Below are 26160 nucleotides of genomic sequence, written 5' to 3' on the forward strand. Positions count from 1 at the left end.
CACAGGAACACAAACAACATAAAAAAGCGATGGATTTCTACAGTCCATCGCTTTTCTTATTTCAAGATTATCCCAATCAAAAGATTAGTCCTTCAGGCTCTCCTGATACCAGTCGAAGAGTTTCTTCACACCATCCTCGATTTCTACCTTATGAGTCCATCCTAGGCTATGGAGCTTATCTACAGAGATGAGCTTGCGCATGGTTCCATCTGGCTTGCTGGCGTCAAACTCAACCTCTCCTTCGAAACCTACTGCCTTTACTACAAGCTCTGAAAGCTCACGGATGGTAAGTTCCTTACCGGTTCCCACGTTGATGTGGCAGTTGCGAATCTCACCGAGAGATGGGATTGCACCACCTCTACCTTCAGAATTGTTTCTATCCACAGCACCATCCACCTTGGCACCATAGAATACAGAGCTGTATTTCTCAATGCCGATGATGTCCTTGAAGTCCACATTCAGGAGCACATGAACACTGGCGTCAGCCATATCCTCGCTCCAGAGGAACTCACGCAAAGGCTTGCCGGTTCCCCAAAGCACCACCTTGTTGTCGTAGATTCCGTAGAACTCCAGCGCCTTCAGAATGCGCTCGTGAGAGTTGCTGCCGTCCACATTACCCTCGCCGATAATGGCGCGAAGCTTGTCAGTAGGGTTGATAGGACGCTTGTTCATATCTACCTCAATACTGTGCCAGTCGCCGTCATGGATGAGCTTGGCAAGATAAATCTTGCGCATCATCGCAGGCATTACGTGACTGTTCTCCAGGTGGAAATTATCATTCGGACCATAGAGGTTGGTTGGCATTACTGCGATATAGTTGGTTCCATACTGAAGGTTGTAGCTCTCGCACATCTTCAGTCCGGCAATCTTGGCAATGGCGTATTCCTCGTTGGTGTATTCCAAAGGAGAAGTAAGGAGCACGTCCTCCTTCATAGGCTGCGGTGCATTCTTTGGATAGATGCAGGTAGAGCCCAGGAAGAGGAGTTTCTTCACGCCATGAGAATAGGCATTGCTGATCACGTTGCACTGCATCTTCATGTTCTGCATGATGAAGTCGGCACGATAGAGCGAATTTGCCATGATTCCGCCCACGAAGGCAGCAGCCAGAACCACTGCATCTGGCTTCTCCTCATCAAAGAACTTCTCTACTGCATACTGGTCGGTCAAGTCGAGTTCTTTATGAGAACGACCCACCAGGTTATGATAGCCTCTCTTCTCGAGGTTATTCCAGATAGCAGACCCCACAAGTCCGTGGTGTCCTGCTATATAAATCTTTGAATTCTTATCCAACATAATTACCTAACAATTCCCTTTTCCAAGTATTCCACGAGGTTGCAGCGAACCTTCTCGCCAGCATCCTCGGCAGCCACCTTCGCCATATCGCTCTCTACCATGATCTTGACGAGATCCTCGAAAGAGGTAGAATTAGGATTCCAGTTGAGCTTAGCCTTAGCCTTTGTTGGGTCACCCCAGAGGTTCACCACGTCGGTAGGACGATAGAAGTCAGGAGAAACCTCAACGAGTGTCTTGCCGATGAGTTCCTCAGGACCCTCAACGCAGATACCCTTCTCGTTCTCATTCTTGCCTTCCCACTTCAGTTCGATTCCAACATAGTGGAAAGCCAGCTGGGCGAACTCACGGACAGAGTGCTGCTTACCGGTAGCAATGACGAAATCCTCTGGCTTCTCTGCCTGGAGAATCAGCCACATGCACTCTACGTAATCCTTAGCATAACCCCAGTCGCGGAGAGAATCCAGGTTACCGAGATAGAGCTTGCTCTGCTTGCCCTGCTTGATACGGGCTGCAGCCAGCGTAATCTTGCGGGTAACGAAAGTCTCGCCACGGCGCTCACTCTCATGGTTGAAGAGAATACCTGAGCAGCAGAACATGTTGTAAGCCTCACGATATTCCTTGACAATCCAGAAGCCATACTGCTTGGCAACAGCGTATGGAGAATAAGGGTGGAACGGAGTGTTCTCGTTCTGTGGGACCTCTTCTACCTTACCGTAAAGCTCGGAGGTAGAAGCCTGATACATGCGGCAGGTTTCTGACAAACCACACTGGCGGATAGCCTCCAGGATGCGGAGAACGCCCGTTGCGTCTACATCGGCAGTAAACTCCGGAGAGTCGAAACTTACCTGTACATGGCTCTGTGCCGCAAGGTTGTAAACCTCTGTAGGTTTCACCTTGTTCATCACCTGGATGATACTCATGGAGTCACCGAGGTCGGCATAATGAAGATGGAAATTTGGGGTACCTTCCAGATGAGCGATGCGCTCGCGATAGTCGGTAGATGAACGTCGGATAGTTCCGTGAACATCATACCCCTTACTCAGCAGCAACTCTGCCAAATAAGAGCCATCCTGACCTGTAATACCCGTGATTAAAGCTACTTTTCTTTTTTCCATTTATTTTTTATATATGATAAATTAATAAATTTTTTATACCTTTGCATAAAAACCCCACACGCCCTTTCATGGCGTGCGGAACACACTTCATATTTACCCGGATGCAAAAGTACGATTATTTTTTCAAACCAACAAATATTCTGATGTTTATTTGCCGAAATCGCTGATATTGAACCAATTTGAAACTAAGAAGTAGCGGTTTGCGTCTCCGGCCAGTTGACCAGATACAACTTCTCGGTGGCACGGGTGAAGGCGGTGTAGAGCCAGTGGATATAATCGGGCGTGAGCATGTCGTCCGTCATGTAACCCTGATCCACATAAACATGCGCCCACTGTCCGCCCTGCGCCTTATGGCAGGTCACGGCATAGGCAAACTTCACCTGCAGGGCATTGAAGAACTGGTCCTGGCGAATCGCCTTCATCCGATCCGCCTTGAGCGGAATATCCTGATAATCTTCTTCTATCTGACGGAAGAGCTGCTCCTGCTGCTCATGGGTCAAGGCTGGCGCCTCGCTCGTCAAAGTATCCAGCAGCACCGTTGCCTCCAGCTCGTAATTGTCATAATCGGGGAACTGCAGCAGAAGCGTGGCAAAACGGAAACCGTAAAGGTCGATGCGGCGACGAACCCGCAAGACCTTGGCACGGTCGCCATTCGCAAGAAAAGCAGGAAGTTCTTTACTTTGAACTTCGTTACTTTGAACTTGGAACTTGGAACTTGGAACTTTATGATTACTTTGAACTTCTTTACTTGGAACTTGGAACTTGGAACTTGGAACGTTATGATTAGCTAAACCATTGAATTGACTTTCCCTTCGGCCGCCGAACGCTGTTTCTTCACTCTTCACTCTTCGTTCTTCACTTACTTTCTTCCTCTCCTCTTCCATCCAGTAATAATTGTTTTTCACAATCATGAGGATGTCGCCCTGCGAAAGTTCCTCATCCCTGTCAAGCACCATATTGCGAATGCCCTGGTTGAAGATGTTGGCACGCTTGTTACTGCGAGTCACGACGATGGTGTCGTCCAGACCCACATGATGATAACTGTCGGCAAGCGCCTCTATGAGTTCGGCTCCAGGCATCTGCTGGATGTCGGAGAATCCGGAGAAATGGATTTTCGGAAGCTGCGTAATGTCATCGTGCGTAATCATCTGACGAATCATCGTGGCATTATACAGAATGCCCGACTGTTCACTCTGGCGGAGCACCTCGTTCAAGTCGCATTCATAAACCGACAAGCCGTAACCTTCGAGCATGGCAGCATGAAGGGCAGGCGATTCCTCCTCGCAGATAGGTGGCAACTGCGCCTTGTCGCCTATCAGCATCAGGCGGTCGTTATGACCCTGATAAACGAAATGAACCAGATCATCCAGCAGACAGCCACTTCCGAAAGTAGTTCCACCCAGTCCCAGATTGGAAATCATCGAAGCCTCATCCACCATGAAGAGCGTATCCGTATAGAGATTGTCGTTGAGATTGAACTGGCCGTCAACGCCCGAAAATGCTTTCTCGCGATAGATGCGGCGATGGATGGTGAAGGCAGGCGAACCGCTGCTCAGGGAGAAGACCTTGGCAGCCCTGCCCGTAGGAGCCAGGAGCATCACCTTCTGACCGATGGCCTTCATCGTGCGGACGATGGCACCCGAAAGCGAAGTCTTACCCGTACCCGCACTACCCCGCAATATCATCACAGCATGAGGATTGCGATCGGTCATGAAGCGGGCGAAGACATCCAGCGCATTCGCCTGTTCGGGAGTTGGCGGAAAGCCAAACTGCTCCAATATCTTATATTTTAGTTCATCTACAATCATGAATGTATAATTTATAATTAATATTTAATAATTTCAACACCAAATATTTTGTGTTGTCTCGGTTTTGCTGTATCTTTGCAGAAGCAAAAGCTGCACTCGGCAATTTGAAAGCAAGCTTTCTTTGCGCTCGCTTGCAGTATCTTTGCAGAAGCAAATGCAAATGCAAAAGTAATAATACTTTTTGAAATGAGAATGAAATTAAGGAAAATAAACAATAATGCGGTCCTGGGAGCATGCGTCATCGTCATGATGACCCTCTGCGTACTCAGCATCTGCCAGCCCCTCATCTTCCAGAAACGGATGAAGGGCAGAGAGGCAGAGGTGAAAGCCAGGCTGATGATCATCCGGGAAGCGGAAGAGAAGTACAAGGACAAGCATGGGGTGTATACGGGCGACTTCAATACCCTCGTCAAGGGCAAGTATCTGAAGGCTGCCGATTCCTTCATCCCCTACTCCGACGGCAAGAAATTCTCGCTCGCCGCTACCACGATTGTCAGTAAGAGCGGCAAGCAGATTCCGCTCATGGAATGCGGAGCCGCCTATGAAGATTTCCTCGACGGGCTGGACGAAAACGCCATTCAGGAAATCACCGAGCAGGCCAACTATGCCGGAGAATATCCGGGACTGAAGATTGGCGACATAACAACAGATAATAACAACGCAGGCAACTGGTAAAACAACAAGATGATCATGCAGCTAACAGGCAATAAAACACTTCAGGCACGCCTCACGATAAGAGTGAGCAAGAACACACTCAGCTTTTCGGTAGTTGACCGCGAAGCTGAGCATCAGGTCATTTACGAGCCTTACACCGTGAAGAGCGGCGTTTCCATGGCAGCCAACTTGCGTCAGGCTTTCAAGGAAAGCGATCTCCTGCAACGTGGTTACCAGAAGGTGCGAGTCTACATCGACACTCCAATCCTGCTGGTTCCGATAGAGGAATTTCATGAAGAAGACCTTGACGTGCTCTATCAGCACGCCTTTGACGGTCATCATTCCGACGCCATTCTCTACCGTGTTCAGCCGGCTCTCAACGTAGTGGCTGTGTTCCCTATCAACAAGGATTTCAAGATGGTGGTGGAGGATAATTTCCGGGATGTGCGCTTCACTCCTATCATGCAGCCGATGTGGCACTATCTGCATCAGCGCAGTTTCACGGGCATTCACCGCAAGCTCTATGCCTATTTCCACGACAAGAAGCTGGACCTCTTCTGTTTCGACAAGAACCGCTTCAAGTTCTTCAATTCGTTCAATGCGGCTCATGCCAAGGATGCGCTCTATTTCATCCTCTACGTATGGAAGCAGCTGGGATTGGATCAGATGCAGGACGAGCTACACGTTTCGGGCGAAGTTCCTGACAAGGACTGGTTCCTTTATAACAGTAAGCTTTACATCAGGAAGACTTTCCTCCTGAATCCTGCCGCCGAATTCAACCGTGCCCCTATCACGGAAATCAAGGGAATGCCTTTCGACTTGCTGGCACTGTACTTGAGTAAGTGAAGAGTAAAGAACGAAAAGTGAAGAAACAGCGTTCGGCGGCCGAAGGGAAAACCAATTCAACAGCATAGCTAATCATAAAGTTCAAAGTTCAAAGTAATAAGTTCAAAGTAAAAATATGAGAATCATAACAGGACAATATAAGGGTCGCCATTTCGACATTCCACGTTCGTTCAAGGCGCGCCCTACAACAGATTTTGCAAAGGAGAATATCTTTAATGTTTTGCAGGGTTACATCGATTTTGAGGATGCAACCGCCCTCGACCTCTTTGCCGGTACGGGCAGCATCTCGCTGGAACTCGTTTCCCGAGGTTGCCAGCGCGTCATCAGCGTAGAGGCAGACCGCGACCACGCCAACTTCATCCGCGAGTGTTTCAAGAAGCTGGGCGAAGACAAGGATCTTCTGATTCGTGGCGATGTGTTCCGCTTCCTGAAGACCTGCAAGCAGAAGTTTGATTTCATCTTTGCCGATCCGCCATACGCGCTGGAGAAACTCCCGGAGATTCCAGACCTCGTACTGAATGGCGACCTGCTGAACGAAGATGGAATCTTCGTTTTCGAACATGGCAAGAATTATGATTTTTCCGAGCATCCCCGATTCGTGGAGCACAGAAGCTATGGAAGCGTCAATTTCTCGATATTCAGATAAAAGCAAATTTTAGGCACGGATTACAAGGATTACAAGGATTTTGTATGAGATTATAAATTCGGGATATTGAATTTAGCTCATAACTCCGTGTAATCCGTGTAATCCGTGCCTAAATAAATCCATTCTTAAATAAAAATCCATTCTTAAATAAAAATCCGTGCCTAATCACAGCAGCGGCGAAAGCAATCTGACGATGCTTTCGAACAATCGCTTCATGAACGGGCGCTTCACGAAATAGGAAACATCATCCACCAGGATGCTCTGCGATTCATCCTTCAGATAAATCGCCTTGATGCGCTGCGCCATTTCCTCATCATAGAAAAAGGCATTCGCCTCGAAATTATTCTCGAAACTGCGGAAGTCGATATTCGTACTTCCCACCGTGCAGAGATTATCATCACTCACCAGCAGCTTGCTGTGGTTGAAACCACCCATATAGAGATAAACCTTCACTCCAGCCTCTATCGCTTCCATCACATACGAACGCGAAGCCCATTCCACCAGCTTCGCATCTGCCTTGCGGGGAATCATCAACCTGATGTCCACTCCCGCCAATGCCGCCGTTCTCATCGCAAACAATACCGGTTCGGTTGGCAGGAAATAAGGAGTCTCCATATACACATACTTCTGCGCCTGGAGCAGGATGCGCACATAGCCCTGCATGATGTCGGGCCATGGAGCAATAGGACTGCTCGTCACAACCTGGACCAGACAGCTGTTGTTGATATGAATATCCACCGGAGGATAATAGACGCGGTTGGTAATCAGCGTGCGGTCCACGAAATACCAGTCGATGAGGAATGCACGCTGCAGCGCATAGACACCGCCACCCTGGATGCGAAGATGCGTATCTCGCCATGGTTGCTTTCCCGTTCCCTTCACATATCTCTTGGCAATGTTCATGCCCCCGATGAATCCCACCTTGCCGTCAATCACGCACAGCTTGCGGTGGTTGCGATAGTTCACCTTGCTGGTAAAAGCCGGGAAGCGCACGGGCATGAAGGCGTGCACGTCAATGCCCGTATCTCTCATCCTTTCGAAGAAGGCGTCCTTCACCTTCCAGCAGCCCACGTCGTCATAAATCACTCTTATTTCCACTCCCTGCTCCGCCTTGTCTATCAGCGCATCAGCCACCAGATAGCCCAGTGCATCGTCCTCGAAGATGTAAGTATCCAGGTGGATGTGATGCTGAGCCTTACCTATATTATATAATAAGGAACAGATGAATTCATAACCATCGGTAAAGATGTCCACCCTGTTGTCCTTGAACGGGAACGCCCAGTTCTGGTTGGTGAAGAGATTCATCAGCGGCTTGTTGTTGGCAGGCAGGTGCAGGTTCTCCTGCTCTACGAATTCCAGCATCGAGCGCTTGGTCAGCTGGTCCATGCTCCGGTCGCTGATGTGACGCTCCTTCCGGGTGTTCTGTCCGAAGAAGATATAGAAGATGATTCCCACGAACGGCATGAAGGCGAGCACGAGAATCCAAGCCATCGTCTTCGCCGGCTGTCGGTTGTCGAGCAAGACGCGGATGATCGCAGGAATCATGATTGCGACATAGAGCAACAGATAAATCCAATGGAAATAAACCATATCCTTATTCTAATTAAATACTGAGTTCGTCTGACTTGCCACAAGTGCATTCATCTGCTTGAGTTTCACAAACTCCTGCAGCAGCTCGCGGTTGGTCGGGTTCTTGGCAAACTCCTGCTGCACTTCAATGATGCGCTGGGCGATGTAATGCGTGCGGAAGCTGAGCAGGTCCTTGAACACATACTGGCGCAGCTTCTCCGGACTCAGTTTCAGCTGCAGACTGGCCGTGGCAATCTCCTGTTCGCCCAAAGGCATTCCGGCAATGCGACTGATTTCCGGATTGGAATGGGTAGTGAAATAGGTCTCTGCCACGAATCCCTCCTCATCGAGATGATCCAGAGCCTCCTGCAGAATCTGATTATACAAGTCCTTGTGAAACTTGAATCCGTCGCCGCCCATATCCAGGCTGATGTATTGAGCCACGGGCAGCTGCACCTCGTTTTCGTCCACATCCTTCACCGTGATGATCTTGTCGCCATAATGGATAATCAGCTTCACCAGCAGGTCTTCCACCTCTAGCAGCTTGTCCAGCGGCGAGGTTCCCCTCATCCCCTGCAGCAGTCCCGGCTGGGGTGTTCCGGCCACCGGTTCTCTGAGTCCGGCAGCTCTGCGCTCAGCCTTCACCTGCTCGCTCATTCCGTTGCGCACGAAGTTGTTCAGGGCGTTGACGATGATAGCCTCGTTCACGCCCAGGCGATGGGCACAGTCGGTGATGTAGGCTGCACGGGTAATCTGATTCTTGATTTTCGAGATGCTCTCTACAATGGAATTGATTGCCTGGCTGCGCTTCACGGGGTCAGTGACACCCCTGAGCGAAATGTCGGTCTTGAACTGGATGAAGTCTACCTGATGGTCTTCAATATATTTTCTGAAGTCTTCTGCCGTATGGTTGCGGGCAAAGCTATCCGGGTCGTCGCCTTCGGGCAGGAGGAGCACCTTCACGTTCATCTCCTCTTCCAGCAGCATGTCGGTTCCTCGCAGCGCCGCATGCACGCCCGCAGCATCGCCGTCGTAGAGCAATACGATGTTGCTGGTGAATCGGTGGAGCAGTCTTATCTGATGGATGCTCAGGGCTGTTCCCGAGTTTGCCACCACGTTCTCAATGCCGCACTGGTGCATGGAGATGACGTCCGTATAGCCCTCCACCATGTAGACGCAGTCTTCCTTGGCGATGGCTTTCTTTGCCTGATACAGTCCGTAGAGCTCCCGTTCCTTATGGTAGATTTCGCTGTCGGGCGAATTGACGTATTTCTGGTTCACGCCCTTGGTCCGGGAGTCCAGCACGCGTCCTCCGAATGCCACGATCTTTCCACTCACGCTCGTCCACGGGAAGATGGCACGGCCGGAGAATCGGTCCAGGTACTGGTCCAGTCCGCTCCTGTTGCCAGCCTCGTCCTTGTCCACCTTGAAGCAGAGTCCGGTGGCGGTGAGATATTTCGGGTTGTATCCCTTCTTCACAGCCTCGTCAAAGAGAGCCGTGCGCTGTGGCAGGGCGAATCCCAGTTGGAACTTCCGGATGATGTCGTCACGGAATCCACGGCTGCGGAAATACTGCATTCCGATGGCCCTTCCGTCCACGTCGTTCTGCAGAATGTCCTGGAAATACTTCGCAGCCCAATCGTTCACGATATACATGGATTCGCGTTCGCTCTCTCTCTGCTTCTCCTCGTTGGTCATCTCGCGTTCCTGAATCTCGATGTTATATTTCTTGGCGAGCCAGCGGAGCGCATCGGGATAGCTCATCTGCTCCAGCTCCATCAGGAAGTTGACGGCGTTTCCACCCTTGCCGCAGGTAAAGCAGTGGCAGATGCCACGGGTAGGCGAAACGGAGAACGACGGATGGGAATCGTTATGGAAAGGACACAAGCCGATATAGTTGATGCCGCGCTTTTTCAGCGTCACGAATTCAGACACCACCTCTTCTATCTTGGTGGAGTCCATAATACGGGCTATGGTCGGTTTGTCTATCATATTTTTCTATCTTATTCAAGTTTCGCAAGTTCAGGAATTAAAGAAGTTAAAGGAGTTATCGCTCCCTACGGTCGCTGAGGAGTTAAGACAATAGTCTTTTTTGCGTAGTTTATAAGCTGCAAGACATACGTCTTAACTCCTTAACTTCCTTAACTCCTTTAACTTCCTGATATGCGACAGTTCTGTTTTTTACGTTGCAAAATTAATACTTTTCTCTGAAAACACAAAACATTTAGGGGAAAAGACGTACAGAAACCGCATGGAAAGCCAAAATGAAACAAATAATAAAGTAAAGGGGACATCTAATAAAGAACTTTCCGGAGAATATTCCTACCTTTGCAGCTATCAAACAACAAACACAATTAAATAAGTATGAGACTTAATGACATCAAGAAAGCATTTTTAGCTTCCGCTGCCCTCCTCTCAGCCATGAGCATGAGCGCAGCTGAGAGATTCGTAAGTTTCCAGCAGGGCGACTTACTCATCAACGGTAATGATAAGGTAGAAATCTATATGGACACCAACGACTGCCGCGGCGTGAGCTATGCTGCCAATGCCCTGGTCAAGGACATCAGCAAGGTGAGCGGCTCCCAAGCCACCATCACCTCCAACCGCAAGGCAACCATCCTCGTGGGAACCATCGGACATTCTGCTGCCATCGACCAGCTCGTCAAGCAGAAACGCATCAACGGAAATCTGCTCAAGGGCAAGCGCGAGAAATTCATCATCACCGTGGTGGACAACCAGCTCATCATCGCCGGAAGCGACCGCCGAGGCACCATCTACGGCATCTACGAACTCTCGCAGCAGATGGGCGTATCGCCTTGGTATGACTGGGCAGACGTGCCTGTAGAGCACCACGATTCTATTTTCGTAAACAAGGGTATCTATACAGATGGCGAACCAGCCGTGCGCTATCGCGGCATCTTCCTCAACGATGAGGCACCTTGCCTAACGTCATGGGTAAAGAACACCTACGGAACCGGATATGGCGACCACCGTTTCTATCAGCGTGTCTTCAAACTGGTGCTGCGCCTCAGGGGCAACATGATGTGGCCAGCCATGTGGGGCTGGGCGTTCTATGCCGACGATGCGGAGAACGAGAAGACTGCCGATGAGATGGGCGTGGTGATGAGCACCTCCCATCATGAGCCGATGGCACGCAATCATCAGGAATACGCCCGCAACCGAAAGGGATGGGGACCTTGGAACTATCAGAAGAACAAGGCTAACCTGCAGAAGTTCTTCCGTGAGGGAATAGAGCGCATGAAGGGAACCGAGCAGATCGTGACCATCGGTATGCGTGGCGACGGTGACGAGGCGATGAGCGCAGAGGCTGATACAAAGCTGATGAGCCAGATCATCAACGACCAGCGCAAGATCATCGCTGATGTAACGGGAAAGAAGGCCAGCGAAACACCGCAGGTTTGGGCACTATATAAAGAGGTGCTGGATTACTACGACAAGGGAATGAAGGTTCCCGACGACGTAACCCTGCTGCTCTGCGACGACAACTGGGGTAACGTGCGCCGTGTGCCGAATGCCAAGGAACGCAAGCACAAAGGCGGTTGGGGCTTATACTATCACGTAGATTACGTAGGTGCTCCAAGAAACTCAAAGATGCTCAATGTAACTCCTGTACAGAATCCTTGGGAGCAGTTGACACTTGCTTACGAGAATGGCATCGACCGTCTCTGGATTCTCAATGTGGGCGACCTCAAACCGATGGAATATCCTATCAGCCAGTTTATGGACATGGCTTGGAATCCACGTAAATACGATGTAAACAACATCACCCGTCATACCCGCGACTGGTGCGCACAGCAGTTTGGTGAATCGCAGGCCGATGAAGCAGCCCGCATTCTTAACCTCATCTGCAAGTACAACGGCCGCTGCACTCCGGAGATGCTCGACAAGAACACCTACAGTCTGGAGAACGGCGAATGGCAGGAGGTGGTGAATCAGTATCTCCAGCTCGAGGCTGATGCGCTGCGCCAGTACAACAGTCTGCCAGCAGCCTATCACGATGCCTATCGCCAGATCATCCTCTTCCCTATCGAGCTGATGAGCAATCTGCATCAGATGTACTTTGCCCAGGCTCAGAACCATGCTCTCTACAAGCAGAACAATCCGAAGGCGAACATCTGGGCGGATGAATGCGAGCGCCTCTTCAAGCGCGATTCCCTCATCTGCGATGTTTACAACCACAAGATGTCGGGCGGCAAGTGGAACGGCATGATGACGCAGAAGCACATCGGCTATAAGAGTTGGAATGATGCCTTCGAAAAGGATACCTGTCCGGAGCTCTTCCGGGTAACCTCCAAGAATGGAGTGATTATCAGCGAAAACAGCGGCGTGGTAGAAATCGAAGCTCCTTACTACAGCAGCAAGACGGATGCTGACGAGGCAAAATGGACAGAGATTCCATTCATGGGCAAAAGCGTATCGGCAATGACTCTGATGCCGTATACCAAGAGTGTAAAAGGAGCCAGCATCACTTACAAGTTTAAGATGCAAGTTAGCAAGACTTCGGATGTCAAAACTTCGGATGACAAGGCATTTAATAGCATTGTTTCCAATGGCAAGCAGAAGGTTCGCATTCATGTGATTACTAAATCAACCTTGGATTATCTCAACAAGGGCGGCTTAACCTATGGTGTAAGTTTAGATGGTGCTTCTCCTGTAGAGGTTAACTTCAACAAAGATTTGAACGAGAAGCCGGAGAACATCTACAATATCTATTATCCAACGATAGCCACTCGCATCGTGGATCAAGTGATAGAGTTGGAACTGCCGGCTACTACCGATGGCATCCACAGCCTCACCCTCACTCCTAACGACCCAGCCATCGTCTTCGAGAAAATCGTGATTGATGGAAGAGAAGGAAAAAAGAGTGTCAAGGTGATTTAAAAGTAGCATATAATAAAAAGGTATAGGCACGCACCCACGAAAGGATGCGTGCCTATTCTTTTTACGCAAACTATCACTATCTTCTTATGTTCCATACTTCGTAGCATTCATTTTTACATAAACAATCACAATAGTAACAAATAAATGAAAAAAAAGAGTATTTTTTAAATCTTTTTTGAGAAATATACGTTTATATGAGTAAAGTTAGAAACATAAAAACAAGAAACGAATGAATATAGGCAACCCAAAACTCATAAAACAACTGGAGAGTCTTGTCGACAATCGGCAAGACTGGCTATTTCGTTTTGCCTATATTCGAATCGGGCAACGTGAGGATGCAGAAGATATTGTGCAAGAGGTGCTGCTTGCAGCTTTCAAGAAACTGAAAGAAGGGCAACAAGTGGAAGAGTTGGACCGCTACATCATTCGCTCTGTTAGCAACGCATGCCGAGACTACTTGCGCAAAAATCGTCCGCAAATCATAGCTATCAATGAAGCGGCAAGCATACCTAACAGCAATGGTGACAAACAAATACACGAGGAATTTCTCAGAATATCAAAACTGCTGGAAGATATTCCACAGGAGCAAGCGGAAATCGTAAGAATGAAATGTTACGACAACTTGACGTTCCGAGAGATAGCCGAACTGGAGGAGATACCAGAAGCTACCGTGAAATCTCGCTATCGCTATGCCATCCAACATATCCAACAACGACTCAGAAAGGAGAAAAATATATGAAAGATCAAATGAACATCCATAATGACAAAGGATTTGAGGATATAGAGCAACTGCTCCAACCTCAATGTGATTTCCATGCCTCCTCCCAAACCAAGCAACAAGTAATAGAGAAGGCAAGGAAGAGCTTGGTCAGCCATCGCACCTTGCGTATCTTTCCATGGATTTGCGCAGCATGCGTGACTGGCATCATCGCTATCATCCTGCAACCACCCAAGGATACCACTTCTGCGTCGGGCAATGCGACAATGGCTGTGAGAAAGGCTACACAGCCGATGCAAAAAGCTATGATGCAAGAAAAGAATTTGACGGCAGCAAAGGAAAATACAGCAGAAAAAGCCATCACAGAAGAGAGCAGAACATACGAGAAGAAAAAGACTTTCGCCAAGCTCAATGCTCCCAAAAGGGAGGCTAACCCTAAAGCTGAGTTTGGAGATGACATGCCAGACACCGAAGAAAAAGGTCCGGTACTCTTCCCTATGTCAACCTTGCCCGAAGAGCATCTTTTCAAAATGCAGACAGCAGAAGCTCAAGCCACTACAAGCAATGCCGTGCAAAGTGAGGATGACCGCCAACAAATACGGCGAATCACCGTAAAACTCTAAAGAAAGTATATATAATAAGGTATAAACATTAAAGAACAAAGAACATGAAAAAGTATGTCATATATTTATTACTCATGATGTTCTCATCAATGGGAGCACAGGCACAAAAGTCTTATTTCAAAGAGGCTTTGGAGAAATTGGTAAGCAACAAGGCGTTCACCATGAATCAATCAGGAGCAAAAAATGAGGTTGGTGACACAGCACAATGGAGTTGGAAAAAATATCGCTTTAAAACTCTCAAGAAAGACAAGTTTCTCAAGGAACTAGACAGAATCAACAAGGCTTTTCAAAAAGATTGCAATCAGCCTGTAACTGACTTTTACTATATGGTAGATGGAAACAACAACCCACTTAAAACATGGATGAACTTTGACATATCTGTAGGCAACGACCTTATTATGGTTGGAAATTTCTCGGCATATAGCGTCCTTATCAATCGCCAACAAATGGGTCACTCTGGCATGCGCAGAGTCTGTGCCATAGAATGGGGCCATATCGTAGAGAATGGTTGGGTTAACGAAAAAGGCTATGAAGGAAACATCAGCATCGTAGAAGGAAAAGCTCCTTTAAACAAGCATCACGTAGCAGATGAAATAAACCAGCAAACGTATAAAGCCACACAATTTACAGGCGATTTAATAATCCCAAAAGACACCATAAACGAAAAGGCTGCTCCTAAAGAAGAGACTAAAGAAGAAAAAGAAGTGCCTAATGAGCAGTTGACCAAGATGCTTAAAGATGCTCAGACCAACCTGAAAGGCAACTTTGAGATTATTGGCAAGCGTGACCCTGAACTTTGGGACCGTGGCTATTTTATCTGTTACAAAGACGAAACAGATATGTATGTAGAACCCATCCTTGTGGCTACCAACGGCACTAACTTCTCATACAAGCACGACCTGAAGGACATTACCATTGGAAGAGTGAGAGCACTGATGAAAGATGGAACCATCTGCTCGGAATGGATAGACATTCCTTTTGTACCAGGAGAGATAGCAGAGCTAAGCGTACACAATGGTTACTACAGCCTCACAGGATCAAGTTTCTATAAGCAGTGGGTGGAAGAGGAAAGCAAGAACCATGATGGATGGGACGAGCGCAAGTATACGGCTTACGCACTCAGCAATATCCATTCTCCTGGCATCATCTGCTATCTGTTCTATCAGCATTTGATAAAAGGTTCTTCGAATCAAAAGAAAATATTCAAAGCCCTCCCAACAACTCTACAAGAGAATCATGTGGGTCGCTTTATCAAAAAGCATATGAACAATAAATTATAAAAATCTCAACTTTCAGTCACATTCATTTAATACATATGTGATGTAAGAAAGGACATACTGCATAGAACCCAATGCCACCTCTATCAGTTTTGATGGAGATGGCATTTTTGCTTCAAATTAGCGCATCCCCAATAGAGGTAAATTTCAATGCCGACATGAATGAAAAGCCAGAGAGCATCTACAGCATTTACTATCCTACGATAACCACTCGCATTGTGGACAAGGTGATAGAGCTAGAGCTGCCTGCCTCATCCGATGGCATCCGCACGCTCATAGATAACTTCTGCCGCTGTATGCCCATGAGCAGCATAGTGCAACTTATTTTGCACGATTCTTTCCAATAGTTGCCACCACCAAGATTCTTCAGACGTTCATCGTCCATCGTAAACCCTTTTACGATGGACTCATTCAGTCGCTCTGTAGCCCATTGACGGAAACGCGTGCCTTGAATAGATTTTACACGATAGCCCACAGATATGATAACATCAAGGTTATAGAACTTCACTTCTTTGCTTTGGTTTTTTCCTGCCATAGCACCATGTAGAGTGGTTATTCGGAATTTCCGAACAACCACTTTTTCATCAAGTTCTCCCTCCTTAAAAATATTAGCTATATGTTCTACTATCGTAGACTTACTCTTATTAAACAAGGAGGCGATTTGATCTTGGTTTAGCCAAACCGTCTTATTCTCCAATCTCACATCAAGCTTCACGCCATCATCAGATTGGTAGATGATCATTTCTCCCAAATCAGTTTGGGGTGCGTCCTCCCATTTATAGCCACAATCCAAGCAAAGATGCAGTACACCCTCTGTCTGCACTTTGTCTGAATTGCACTTTGGACATTTTATATTATTATTCATCATTGTTTCGTCTTTGTTATTATCTAAGTCAAAAAATGATATTCTTGTATGACTTATGCTTAGACATTATTATATTTGAATTTGTCAGACGCTGTCTAGAATATTTAATTAGTCTTTATTCATCTTGTACTCTTTTATTAAACTATACCAGATGTCAATATTGCATGAATCATCTTATCTATATATCTCCCATCCTCTTTCATGAAATAAACATGATGGTCAACAAACATATTTTTTACATCTTCTATTGTAGCCTCAGGCTTAACAACAAGCCCCCAACGCATGACTTCGCCAAAACGAGTGGGTGAAAGAATAAAGCTATTCAACGACAAATTCTTGTCGCCTATTTCTGGTTCTGTTTCGTGTTGAAGCATCTGAAACAGTTGCACTTTTGGATCTGCAAATCCTTTAGCTCGACCCAATCCATGGGGATCTATAAATGAAACATACTGATGTCTTCCTTTTACTATCCACAAGATGAAATCTGGATAGAAGCCAGCCTCTGCAAAAAAGCCAACTCCAGTTTTACTTTGGTTTCGCAACAAATACACCTCATGATCTTCCAACACTTTCGGCTTTGAATTAACATATTCGGTCAACTTGTTCACGAACTCAAATTCACTATCTACTAAGGCTACAGGAGATATTTCTATCAACTGATTGCCATTTTCATCTTTCAGTTTTCCGTTGTAGTACATCAATGGACTATATAAATGTCGAGAGAAGTATAATGCCTGAAAGCCATAACCAATTCTTATGGTTGAAGCGAAGGAGCGATTCTCCAATTGGCTTTTTATCAGCTCGAGCGTCTGCTTAAAATCATCATACATACCTTTGTCTATCTGAACTAATACCTTTTCGTCAAGACCTGCCATCTCGCTTGTTAGCGAAACCGTCTCCAAGTTATGGTTTACCCAAATAGACTTGTGATTCTTGTAATACTTGTCAATATATCCTTGCATCAAAGTTGTCAATATTTCTTGCCACATTGAACTAACACGCAGATAATCATCCCAAATCAAACTACTTTTTGGCACATACAATATGTACCATGACGTGTTAGCAGCAACTTCTTTCAAAGTTTGCAGTTGCATAGTAAGATTATACATTCCACGCTGACGCTTATATTCACACAAGTCAACGTACAATTTTGTCCAATCAATTAGAGCCAACTGTTCTTCACCAAGTTTTGCCTCATCCTTTGTAATTGTCTGACTTATTTTTTCAGACTTACTTGAAGAAAATGTTTTTATCTGAGAATAGCGATCAACCACAACGGGGCTTGCCGCAATAGTTGCATCCATATCCAATCGCAAAAGCGGAACATCTTTGATATATTTTTTACCTTTCTTCAAACACAAATACTTCAAGCGTTTTTTCTCCAAGTCAACAACATTAGGCATTAAAGGCAACTCTACCTTTACCTTGTCATGTACATTCACTTCTACACCTTCATCCTTGATGATTCGACTAAACTCATCCATATAGTCTGCTTTCAATCCAAAGATGTTCAAAGTTTCCAATATACCAATATGCCCAGGTACCTCATCCGGACACTGTCCCTTGTCCAATTTGCAAGTACGTTTCAAGGAAAAGCCATAGCCTTTCAAGCGTACTCCACGACCAAACAACTGTATAATTTCCGATCCGTCTCCCTGTCCTACATTCAGCAAGCACATTGTTGACACACGCCAAGAAGACCAACCTTCTGTAAATTTCTTCGCACCAATCAATATGTTTATCGTAGATTTTTTCTTGTTGATATTCTCAAACAGCGAACTTCTGTTATAGTCTCTCACGTCTGTATGAACAAAAGAAGCACATGCCTTAACGACATCAGCAGGATTGCCAACATTTATAACTCCGAAATAAGAAGAATTGCCCATACGCATACCGATTTCTCCATCCACACCAGCTATGCGGTCCAAATGAAGTTGAACTCCATAAAGACTGCTGTTGAATATAGAAGTCATCATGTCGCCATAAACTTTGGAAGCATCCATGTTCAACTCTCGCAAATAAGCAAAGGCATCCTTATATATACTATAACCTTCTGCATCTACCAAGCCATCCTCTCCACGAAGCAGGGCTTTGATACCTTCTATCGTTTTATCTGTTTCGGTTGTAAATTGCTGGAAGAACTGTACCAATCTAACAATATCACTCAGTTCTGACTTTGCACTTTTCACAGTGTTACCTACAAATATGGCAGCTGGCTTTTCTATATTGAAAGACATCAACTCTTCCTTTTTGTCATTATAAAGACGCAATTGCTCATAAAAGCCCAACAGACCACCCAACATATATAGGTATTCTTGCGCAGCATCTGTCATAACTTTCACATTGCGGGTCACAAAGTCCTTGCCATATCCGTCTTCATAAAAATACTTATAGCTATAGTCGAATAATGTAGCCAAACCATACTCCCAAAGCAATTCGTTACGCTTTTTCTTGTTGCCTTCGGCAGCAATACTTTGCCCGAAAGTAGCAGAATACTCAAAGCAAAATCCTGCCTCACTTAGTTTATCACGAAGTTTTTTCCAAGAATCACCACTTGCCCCACGATGTCCTTCATCTATGAACACAAGATTGTTCTTCTCAAAAAAATCGACATTAACTTTCAATTCTCCATCTTCATCTGCAAGCTTTGTGATTTCTGTAACTTGAACATACTGATCCTTATACAGTCCTCCTCCCTTTTTGGAAAACACCTGTACTTGAATACCACTTAGCTCCATCTCTCCTACATGCTGGGCAGAGAGGCTTTCTTTCGGAGTTATAAGCAATGTGTTATTATATACCATGCCATGCAAGTCGGCATAATAACGCAACTGGAGCATATTGACATGCATCATCAAGGTTTTACCTGAGCCTGTAGCACACCAGACAGAGATTTTATTGAGTTGTTCTGCAGTTATCTCCCTGAAAAAAGGCTCTGTATAATAATCATTATTTTGCAGAAAATCATTCTTGCGAAAACGATTGATATCCTTGACCAAGCCTTCTCTGTCAGAAAAGTATTTATCCAAATAAACTTCTGTAAAAAGAAGCTCCAACCACTGAAAATATTTCCAAATTACCTTATCTTGTCGATATTCATTGATTTGCAAAGTATATTCATAGATATGTCTATCATAACGCAACACATCCTCTACCCTCACCATGCCAGCCCAACGCTCAAGCTGGTTGCAAAGAACTCGGCAATAGTATGATACGTTCTCTTCATCCCAACCTTCCAAGTTGGGAGATTTCATGTTGGAAGCCAACTGCTCTCTTGGTAATTGTCCTTATATACAAAATCGTCACCACCTGTATTATAAGGAGGATCTATATAGACACATTTCACCTGTTCTGCAAATTTCTCTCTCAAAAGATTGAGAGCTTGAAAATTCTCAGAACTAATCATCAAACCATTACATTGCTCATCAAAATGATCAATGGAAGCAAGCAACTTGTGCTTAAACTCACTTGAGAAATAAGCAGTATCCACGACCAAAGTCTCATTTTCCTTCAAGAATTGCGGAGTCAACGGAACTGAGTATTCCGCTTTCATTCCTGGGATTTCACCCTTTCCCAATTTCACTTTATCTATTGCATAAAGCTTTACCCACTCCTCACGCTGCTTGTCATTCTGTCCGATTTCCTCATACAAAGAAGCAGGAATATGATCAAGAGTGACCAAAAAATCAGCCGAAGCCACCTTTTTCTTCTTAAGCCACAACTTCTTTTGATACTCCTCTAATTGTGCCATCAAAGTAATGATACTTTTACCAACAGCCTTAACCACCTTAATAACTGCCAAATGAGACAAGAACTTCTTTGTATCAGTTGTATCTATGTCATCTATCACAAGAATCTCATTCTTGATATAAAAGTCCATTTCTCTTAAAAGGAAGCCTTTCAAATCCTTATGAATGAAATAGTCACAACGATTTTTCTCCGTATAAGTTGTAAGATGGCGCAGCAGCAATGTAGTATGATTTTTCTCATCCACCTCCTTGGTCAACTCTTTGTATTCCACAGGGAGTTGTTCCAAAATATATGTATTTATATTGATTTTTTACTCCATCACATCCTCATTCTTAAGAAATTGGAACAGCCCCATAAAGACATAACCATTATCATCCATATATGTGGCAATGTCATCGCCCACAATGATTATCTTGCGGAAAGAATCGTCTATCTTCTTCAGCGAGGCAAGTTCCTGCTCACGCTTCTCTTCCGTTGGCAAAGAATATGCCGACTGGATGTAGTACTTGTTGAGACCATTCGTGGCAATGAAGTCTATCTCATACTGTTGGTAGGTACTCTTGCCATCACGCATCACCCGACTCTCCACCACACCGACATCCACCACATAGCCACGGATACGCAACTCATTGTAGATGACATTCTCCATGATGTGGGTAACCTCCTGTTGCCGGAAATTCAGTCGGGCATTACGCAAGCCGACATCCACCACATAATATTTCTTGATACTCTCATAATACTTCCTGCCTTTTACATTATAGCGGCGAGCACCCTCGAAGAGGAAAGCATTCTCCAAGCATTGAATATAGGAAGACACAGTATCCGCATCAAGCTTTACATGCTGCACACTCTCCAAAGTATTACGTATCTTGCTCGGATTGGTCAGCGATCCAATGGAAGAACATAAGGAATCCACCAAGCACTCCAAAGCCACACGATTCTTGATACCATTTCGCTCTACCACATCATCAAAGTATGTCTTTTGCCATAACCTTTGAAGATAACTCACCTTCTGCTCAGGAGTAGGATGATTACAAAGAGCAGGCATTCCTCCGTATGTATAATATTCCTTCCAAAGTTCGTTAATAGAATCAGACCTATCTGTGCAGAACTCCTTAAAGGAGAAAGGATAAACTCTCACCTCATCACCACGACCTCGAAAAATCGTATTGATGTCACTTGAAAGAAACTTGGAGTTACTGCCTGTGATATAGACATCAACATTGTCATGAGCATTCAAGCCATTCACAATACGCTCAAATCCCTCTACCATTTGTATCTCATCAAGAAATACATAATAGCTGGCATCTTCATCTATTATCTTGGAATAGAGATAGCGTTTCAGAACCATCGGATTGGTCAAATCCTCCCCAGTAATATCCTCATCCACATCAAAAGACACCATGATTATGTTTTTCTTAGGTACACCTTGACTCACCAAATAGTCATGATAAACCTTTTTCAGAAGCCACGACTTACCACATCGACGAGTCCCCGTTATGATTTTCACCTCACCATTGTCTCGCCGATGAATCAGCTTTTGCAGATAAATCTGTCTATTTACATACGTTGCCATAATCATTTATTCCGATTTTACTGCAAATTTACAATAAATTCCGAATAGGACAATCTTTTTGATAAGACAAAGTTATTTTTATAATATTTATTAACTAAACAAGCACTGAAAATCAGATAAATAAGATATCTTTCCATCTTTTACCATAAAAGAAAGATCTACCCATAAGAGCTTATTCCATTCCGAATTTACTGTAAATTTGCAGTAAATTCGGAATGGGCAACCAACAAGTCATGCTTCCTTTATATAAAAGGATCGAGCAATGCCATCAAGTCAGCCTTCGACATCGCACCACTCTCCCGATACAGCACCTCGCCATTGCGGAAGAGCATCAAGGTTGGCACAGAGCGAATGCCATACTGTGCCGCCACATCATTGTGAGCATCTACATCTACCTTGATGATGCGAAGCTTGTCGCCCACCGTCTTCTTCAAGTCTTCCAACACAGGGTGCATCATCTTGCAAGGTTGGCACCATGTAGCAAAGAAATCAACCAATACCAGTTGATTGCCAGATATTACATCATTGAATGTTTCCATAAATTACCTTTTTTATAATATTTCACTTCTCTCTCAACATCCATTCCCACGTAGGAAGAACATGAACCTGCTTGCCATCTATCTCAAGTTCTTCCTTCTCCTCCATCGTAAGAATATATCCCTCAGCCAAGCCATAAGCATTCATGGCTTCCATCAGCCCCTCGATTTCTGGCTTGCGAGTTTTCTCATCATTCATGGCTATCGTTACCTGATAAGCCTCCTTGATTTTCATGCCCTCCCTCACCACAAAGTCACATTCTTTCTTATCTGCATGATAAAAAACATCATGCCCACGACGCTTTAATTCGACAAACACCATATTCTCCAATTTCACGCCCATATTATCTGTGGCATTGAAGCCCATGCGACTTACAATGGCATTATCGATGAAGTAGATTTTCTTAGGGTTCAGCATCTGCACCTTTACCGATGGCGAATACTTCATGAGCTGGAATATCATATAGGTTTGCTCGATGTACTCCAAATAGTTTTTGACGGTTTCGGAATGACGAATGCCCACTATCTTACCCAGTGAGGTATAGGTAATGCGCTTCGTGGCATTGCTGGCGAGATAAAAGATGAGTTCCTGCATCTCCTTATCATTGGTCAACCCATTACGAGCCATCACATCACGGAAGATGATGCTATCGTAGAGTGACGAGAGGTAACGAGTGGATGACGACTGGAGATACTTAGGAAATCCACCTTTCTCCAAATACTCCTTGAAATGCCCCAAGAGAATGGCACGCTTGCTGGTTAGATAAAAGTCCTTGGCTTCCAGCTGCACCTTTGCCAACTGCAAGTATTCTTGAAAGGAAAAAGGGAAAATCTCCACTGCGATATAACGCCCCGTGAGATGAGTGCCAAGCTCTCTACTCAGCATTCGGGCATTTGATCCAGTTACAATCACCTTATTGCCTTCGTTGTAGAGACGGCGCACAAAGGTCTCCCAGCCCTTCACATTCTGTATCTCATCAAAATAATAGGTATGCTGCTCACCAAAGAGTTCGAAGAAACATTCTTGCAATGTTTGGAAATCTGCCACAGTAAAGTTGACCAGTCGCTCATCATCAAAATTGAAAAAGAAGTCTTGCTCCGGCAATTTACTGCGCATTTGCTGGAGCAAAACAGACTTTCCACAACGTCTTATACCAGTAATAATTAGTATCTCCGTTGTGGTAAGCCACTCTTCCTCAATAGTTCTCGGAACCGTATCTTGTGCTATATTCTTGCAGTATTCCTGCTGCTCAAATATAATTTGCTTTAATAACTCTTTCATGTTCAAACATTTAATCGTCTGCAAAGATACGATATTTTATGATAAATACCAAGAAAATCCTCCTTTTTATTCATTCTGAACGAGCAATTTCTATTATTTTTACTCATTCAGAATGAGTAGTTCAAATCAAAACCACTCATTCAGAATGAGCATTTCTTGAAATTGGCAAGGGTTAGATGGATGATAACAATGCCACAACTTATATGATGCAAGGAAGCAACCATAACGATGCAAGGAATCCTTTCTTACGATTGCGTGACATTTGTCATGCGATTATACGACACTTATCATACGGTCGGATGGCAAATGCCGTATAATCACATGACATATACCAATGTATAAATAAACCTAATATTTTACACCAAAAGATACAAGTTATCACATTATTACATATATTTGCATCATCTTTCATAGAAGACAAAGAATATAGGAAACAACGAACCATCAAACAACTAGAAATATGGAACTGAAATACGATATTTACACTCTCAACAATGCCCAGGGCACAGGAGAAAAGCGCCAATACGTTCGTATCGTGCAGCATGAACCTATGACCGAGAAGCAACTGCAAGAGAAAATCCAGAGCCGCTGCTCACTCACCAAGGGAGATGTGGCTGCGGTGTTGGCAGAGCTTCATGACATTTTGGTGGAAGAATTCTCCATGGGACGCCGCTTTTATATCCCAGAGATAGGCTACTTCTCCATGTCGGCTAGCCTAGAGATGCCAGAGGAGAATCCAGACAAGAAGATTACGGGCAAGGAAGTACGCATCACCGGCATCAACTTCCGACCAGAAGGTAAGCTAATGGAGGAAGTACAGCGCAACGTCCACTTTGTCCGCTCTCGTTATTCCAACCAATCTACAAAATACTCCGAAGAAAAGATGTTGGAGAAAATCAAGGAGTATCTTCAAAAGAATCGCTACATCACCACTCGCATCATGCGCATCCACTTCGGCTTGACTCCATACATGGCTCAGAAGTGGCTCAACCATTTCTGCGAGAAAGGTATCATGGTAAAGGAAGGCACCCAGCATGCTCCCATCTATTTCTTGAAGTGAAGGGAGGAAGAAATTCTATATTTCAATTTAATCATCATTATTATGACAAAGGAAGAGCTGATAGACAGAATCAACGACATCGAATGGGAGGACTTCGAGGCTAAGGAGGCCAAGAGCGAACTCCCTAAGAATATATGGGAAACCGTAAGTGCATTCGCCAACACTTCCGGCGGATGGATAGTGCTTGGAATAAAGCAGAATGGCAAGAAGTTTGAAATATCAGGAGTTGACAATGCAGAGAAGTTGGAACAAGACTTTCAGGGCACCTTGCGCTCCCAAAAGTTCAATGAAGCTGTTGATGCAAAGAGCATGCTTTATCATATAGATGGACACAGGTTTTTCTGGATGGATTTGGTGGAGATTCCTGGCAGAAGCGTGAGAGAAGCACGAACTCGCTATACCTATCGCATCCCAGAGCAAGAGAACCTTTGGGAGTATTTTCAGATTATGATTAGGAGACTGCGCCTCATCGTGGATACTCCATTCATGATGAACGACGAGGGATTCAATGTGGAAGACCGCTCGCAATTCAAGATTCTGAGAGAGGCATTGGTCAATATGCTCTCCCACTTCGACCCTTTCAGCACCATTCACTCCTGCATCCATATCTACACCGACAGAGTCGAATTCTTCAATGCAGGTGGCTATCCTGTGCCTATATCCCAACTGGGCAACCATCTCTATTCTAATCCTCGCAACCCGATTATCGCCAAGATATGTAACTACTCAGCACCCCTATAGAAAACTTCTCGTTAATAAAGCATAAACTTGATTTTGCTTATTTTCTTCATCATTACAAACTTTTTAATGATTGAGTCGATGAGGACGTAGGCTGTTTAAAACAGTTCATTTAACGAGTTCTTTTCCGATGATGCCTCCAACATGTCTCCTTTGTCTATTATCTCCCTTCAACAGATTATCTGCCAGGAGATGCGTTTTTGCATTCCCCGTAAGTCAAAAGTCTGCGTTAAGGGATGTAAATCGTGATTTTGCCATGTGGAGATAAATGCTTATCTTTGCACCAAAAAATGGCAAGCGACTGTACTGACATAGATGTTGTTTTGCGCCAGATAAACCAGCGTCTGCGCAAACTTGAGAAGTCCGACTCCGAGAAGACAGAGGAGATCGGACGTCTCAACCGTGTCATTAACCAGAAGGACGTGGAGATACATAATCTAAAGACAGAACTTGCTTCCACAAAGGCTGAACTAGCCGTTGCTGAAAAGCGCATCAAGGAACTCGAGGGTGCTGATGACGATACATCAAGTACACCAGGAAAGCCCGAGAAAAACAGCAGTAACAGCAGTATCCCTCCATCCCAAGAAAGTATCGCTTCCCGTGAGCTGCGCAGGACAAAGTCTCTTCGCAAGCCAAGCGGAAAGCCGAGCGGTGGACAGCCTGGCCACAAGGGTCACACACTGCAGACTATAGCAGAACCAGACGTAATTGTAAAGCACGAACCCGTCTATTGTAAATGTTGTGGTCGGCTCTTGATTGATATACCATGCCAGAAGATCCGTAAGACACAGATTGTTGATATCAAGGTGGTCGTAGAGACCTGCGAGGAACAGTATTACGAGAAGGTCTGTGAATGCGGTTGCGTAAACAACTGCGAAGCTCCCAACTGTCGTATCAAGTAT

At 45.3% G+C, this 26160-nt stretch carries 19 protein-coding genes and 2 pseudogenes; 10 read left to right on the forward strand and 11 right to left on the reverse strand.

Annotation, left to right across the window (positions count from 1 at the left end):
* Positions 1-84: 84 nt before the first annotated feature.
* The 3 genes from ACTQ16_RS03200 to ACTQ16_RS03210 form a co-directional block, all read right to left on the reverse strand.
* Positions 85-1293 (reverse strand): GDP-L-fucose synthase family protein, encoded by a 1209-nt coding sequence (locus ACTQ16_RS03200; protein ID WP_297158202.1) that lies wholly within the window; start codon positions 1291-1293, stop codon positions 85-87.
* A 2-nt stretch (positions 1294-1295) separates the two neighbouring features.
* Positions 1296-2408, reverse strand: a complete 1113-nt coding sequence (gene gmd / locus ACTQ16_RS03205; RefSeq protein WP_294971213.1) for a GDP-mannose 4,6-dehydratase — start codon at positions 2406-2408, stop codon at positions 1296-1298.
* A 185-nt stretch (positions 2409-2593) separates the two neighbouring features.
* Positions 2594-4216, reverse strand: a complete 1623-nt coding sequence (locus ACTQ16_RS03210) for an ATP-dependent DNA helicase (protein ID WP_441936044.1) — start codon at positions 4214-4216, stop codon at positions 2594-2596.
* A gap of 192 nt (positions 4217-4408) precedes the next feature.
* On the opposite strand from ACTQ16_RS03210, the gene ACTQ16_RS03215 reads away from it, so the two are divergent.
* The 3 genes from ACTQ16_RS03215 (at position 4409) to rsmD (ending at position 6362) form a co-directional block, all read left to right on the forward strand.
* Positions 4409-4891: a hypothetical protein gene (locus tag ACTQ16_RS03215; protein ID WP_294971207.1), complete on the forward strand. Its 483-nt coding sequence runs from the start codon at positions 4409-4411 to the stop codon at positions 4889-4891.
* A gap of 9 nt (positions 4892-4900) precedes the next feature.
* On the forward strand, positions 4901-5716 hold the full coding sequence (locus ACTQ16_RS03220) for a DUF3822 family protein (RefSeq protein WP_441936046.1): 816 nt from the start codon (positions 4901-4903) through the stop codon (positions 5714-5716).
* Positions 5717-5831: 115 nt separating this feature from the next.
* Positions 5832-6362, forward strand: coding sequence for a 16S rRNA (guanine(966)-N(2))-methyltransferase RsmD (gene rsmD / locus ACTQ16_RS03225; RefSeq protein WP_295346641.1), 531 nt, complete (start codon positions 5832-5834; stop codon positions 6360-6362).
* A gap of 165 nt (positions 6363-6527) precedes the next feature.
* Here rsmD and cls read toward each other — a convergent pair whose 3' ends face one another.
* Entirely contained in the window at positions 6528-7952 is a 1425-nt protein-coding gene (gene cls, locus ACTQ16_RS03230) for a cardiolipin synthase (protein WP_441934383.1), read from the reverse strand.
* A 9-nt stretch (positions 7953-7961) separates the two neighbouring features.
* Positions 7962-9923 carry a DNA primase gene (gene dnaG / locus ACTQ16_RS03235; protein ID WP_441936049.1) on the reverse strand — a complete coding sequence of 654 codons (1962 nt, stop codon included), beginning with the start codon at positions 9921-9923 and terminating at the stop codon, positions 7962-7964.
* 372 nt (positions 9924-10295) lie between these two features.
* Here dnaG and ACTQ16_RS03240 point away from each other — a divergent pair, with 372 nt between their 5' ends.
* The 4 genes from ACTQ16_RS03240 to ACTQ16_RS03255 all read left to right on the forward strand — a co-directional run bounded on the left by ACTQ16_RS03240 (position 10296) and on the right by ACTQ16_RS03255 (position 15454).
* Positions 10296-12833, forward strand: a complete 2538-nt coding sequence (locus ACTQ16_RS03240; protein WP_441936050.1) for a glycosyl hydrolase 115 family protein — start codon at positions 10296-10298, stop codon at positions 12831-12833.
* Positions 12834-13062: 229 nt separating this feature from the next.
* Positions 13063-13572 carry an RNA polymerase sigma factor gene (locus tag ACTQ16_RS03245; protein ID WP_153125471.1) on the forward strand — a complete coding sequence of 170 codons (510 nt, stop codon included), beginning with the start codon at positions 13063-13065 and terminating at the stop codon, positions 13570-13572.
* The gene (locus tag ACTQ16_RS03250) at positions 13569-14174 is read left to right on the forward strand and encodes a hypothetical protein (protein WP_441936052.1); all 606 of its coding nucleotides are present in this window, start codon (positions 13569-13571) and stop codon (positions 14172-14174) included. Before ACTQ16_RS03245 ends, ACTQ16_RS03250 begins: the two co-directional genes overlap by 4 nt.
* Before the next feature lie 44 nt (positions 14175-14218).
* On the forward strand, positions 14219-15454 hold the full coding sequence (locus ACTQ16_RS03255; protein ID WP_441217943.1) for a hypothetical protein: 1236 nt from the start codon (positions 14219-14221) through the stop codon (positions 15452-15454).
* Between the two features lie 257 nt (positions 15455-15711).
* On the opposite strand, the pseudogene ACTQ16_RS03260 reads toward ACTQ16_RS03255, so the two are convergent.
* The 6 genes and pseudogenes from ACTQ16_RS03260 to ACTQ16_RS03285 all read right to left on the reverse strand — a co-directional run.
* A pseudogene (locus ACTQ16_RS03260) lies at positions 15712-16193 on the reverse strand (virulence RhuM family protein); the annotation flags it as partial.
* A 260-nt stretch (positions 16194-16453) separates the two neighbouring features.
* Positions 16454-19555 (reverse strand): DEAD/DEAH box helicase family protein, encoded by a 3102-nt coding sequence (locus ACTQ16_RS03265; protein ID WP_441936054.1) that lies wholly within the window; start codon positions 19553-19555, stop codon positions 16454-16456.
* A gap of 11 nt (positions 19556-19566) precedes the next feature.
* The gene (locus ACTQ16_RS03270; protein WP_441936056.1) at positions 19567-20352 is read right to left on the reverse strand and encodes a hypothetical protein; all 786 of its coding nucleotides are present in this window, start codon (positions 20350-20352) and stop codon (positions 19567-19569) included.
* Between the two features lie 24 nt (positions 20353-20376).
* Positions 20377-21642: an ATP-binding protein gene (locus ACTQ16_RS03275; RefSeq protein WP_441936058.1), complete on the reverse strand. Its 1266-nt coding sequence runs from the start codon at positions 21640-21642 to the stop codon at positions 20377-20379.
* Between the two features lie 242 nt (positions 21643-21884).
* Positions 21885-22181: a thioredoxin gene (gene trxA, locus ACTQ16_RS03280; protein ID WP_006847073.1), complete on the reverse strand. Its 297-nt coding sequence runs from the start codon at positions 22179-22181 to the stop codon at positions 21885-21887.
* 22 nt (positions 22182-22203) lie between these two features.
* Positions 22204-23460: an ATP-binding protein gene (locus ACTQ16_RS03285; RefSeq protein ID WP_441936059.1), complete on the reverse strand. Its 1257-nt coding sequence runs from the start codon at positions 23458-23460 to the stop codon at positions 22204-22206.
* 460 nt (positions 23461-23920) lie between these two features.
* On the opposite strand from ACTQ16_RS03285, the gene ACTQ16_RS03290 reads away from it, so the two are divergent.
* From ACTQ16_RS03290 to ACTQ16_RS03300, 3 genes and pseudogenes are all read left to right on the forward strand, one after another.
* The gene (locus ACTQ16_RS03290; RefSeq protein ID WP_441936061.1) at positions 23921-24520 is read left to right on the forward strand and encodes an HU family DNA-binding protein; all 600 of its coding nucleotides are present in this window, start codon (positions 23921-23923) and stop codon (positions 24518-24520) included.
* A gap of 42 nt (positions 24521-24562) precedes the next feature.
* Positions 24563-25261, forward strand: a complete 699-nt coding sequence (locus ACTQ16_RS03295; RefSeq protein WP_441936062.1) for an RNA-binding domain-containing protein — start codon at positions 24563-24565, stop codon at positions 25259-25261.
* Between the two features lie 287 nt (positions 25262-25548).
* Positions 25549-26160, forward strand: a pseudogene (locus tag ACTQ16_RS03300) (IS66 family transposase); the annotation flags it as partial.

The sequence above is a fragment of the Prevotella sp. LCP21S3_D2 genome (genome assembly GCF_052118345.1).
GTDB lineage: Bacteria > Bacteroidota > Bacteroidia > Bacteroidales > Bacteroidaceae > Prevotella.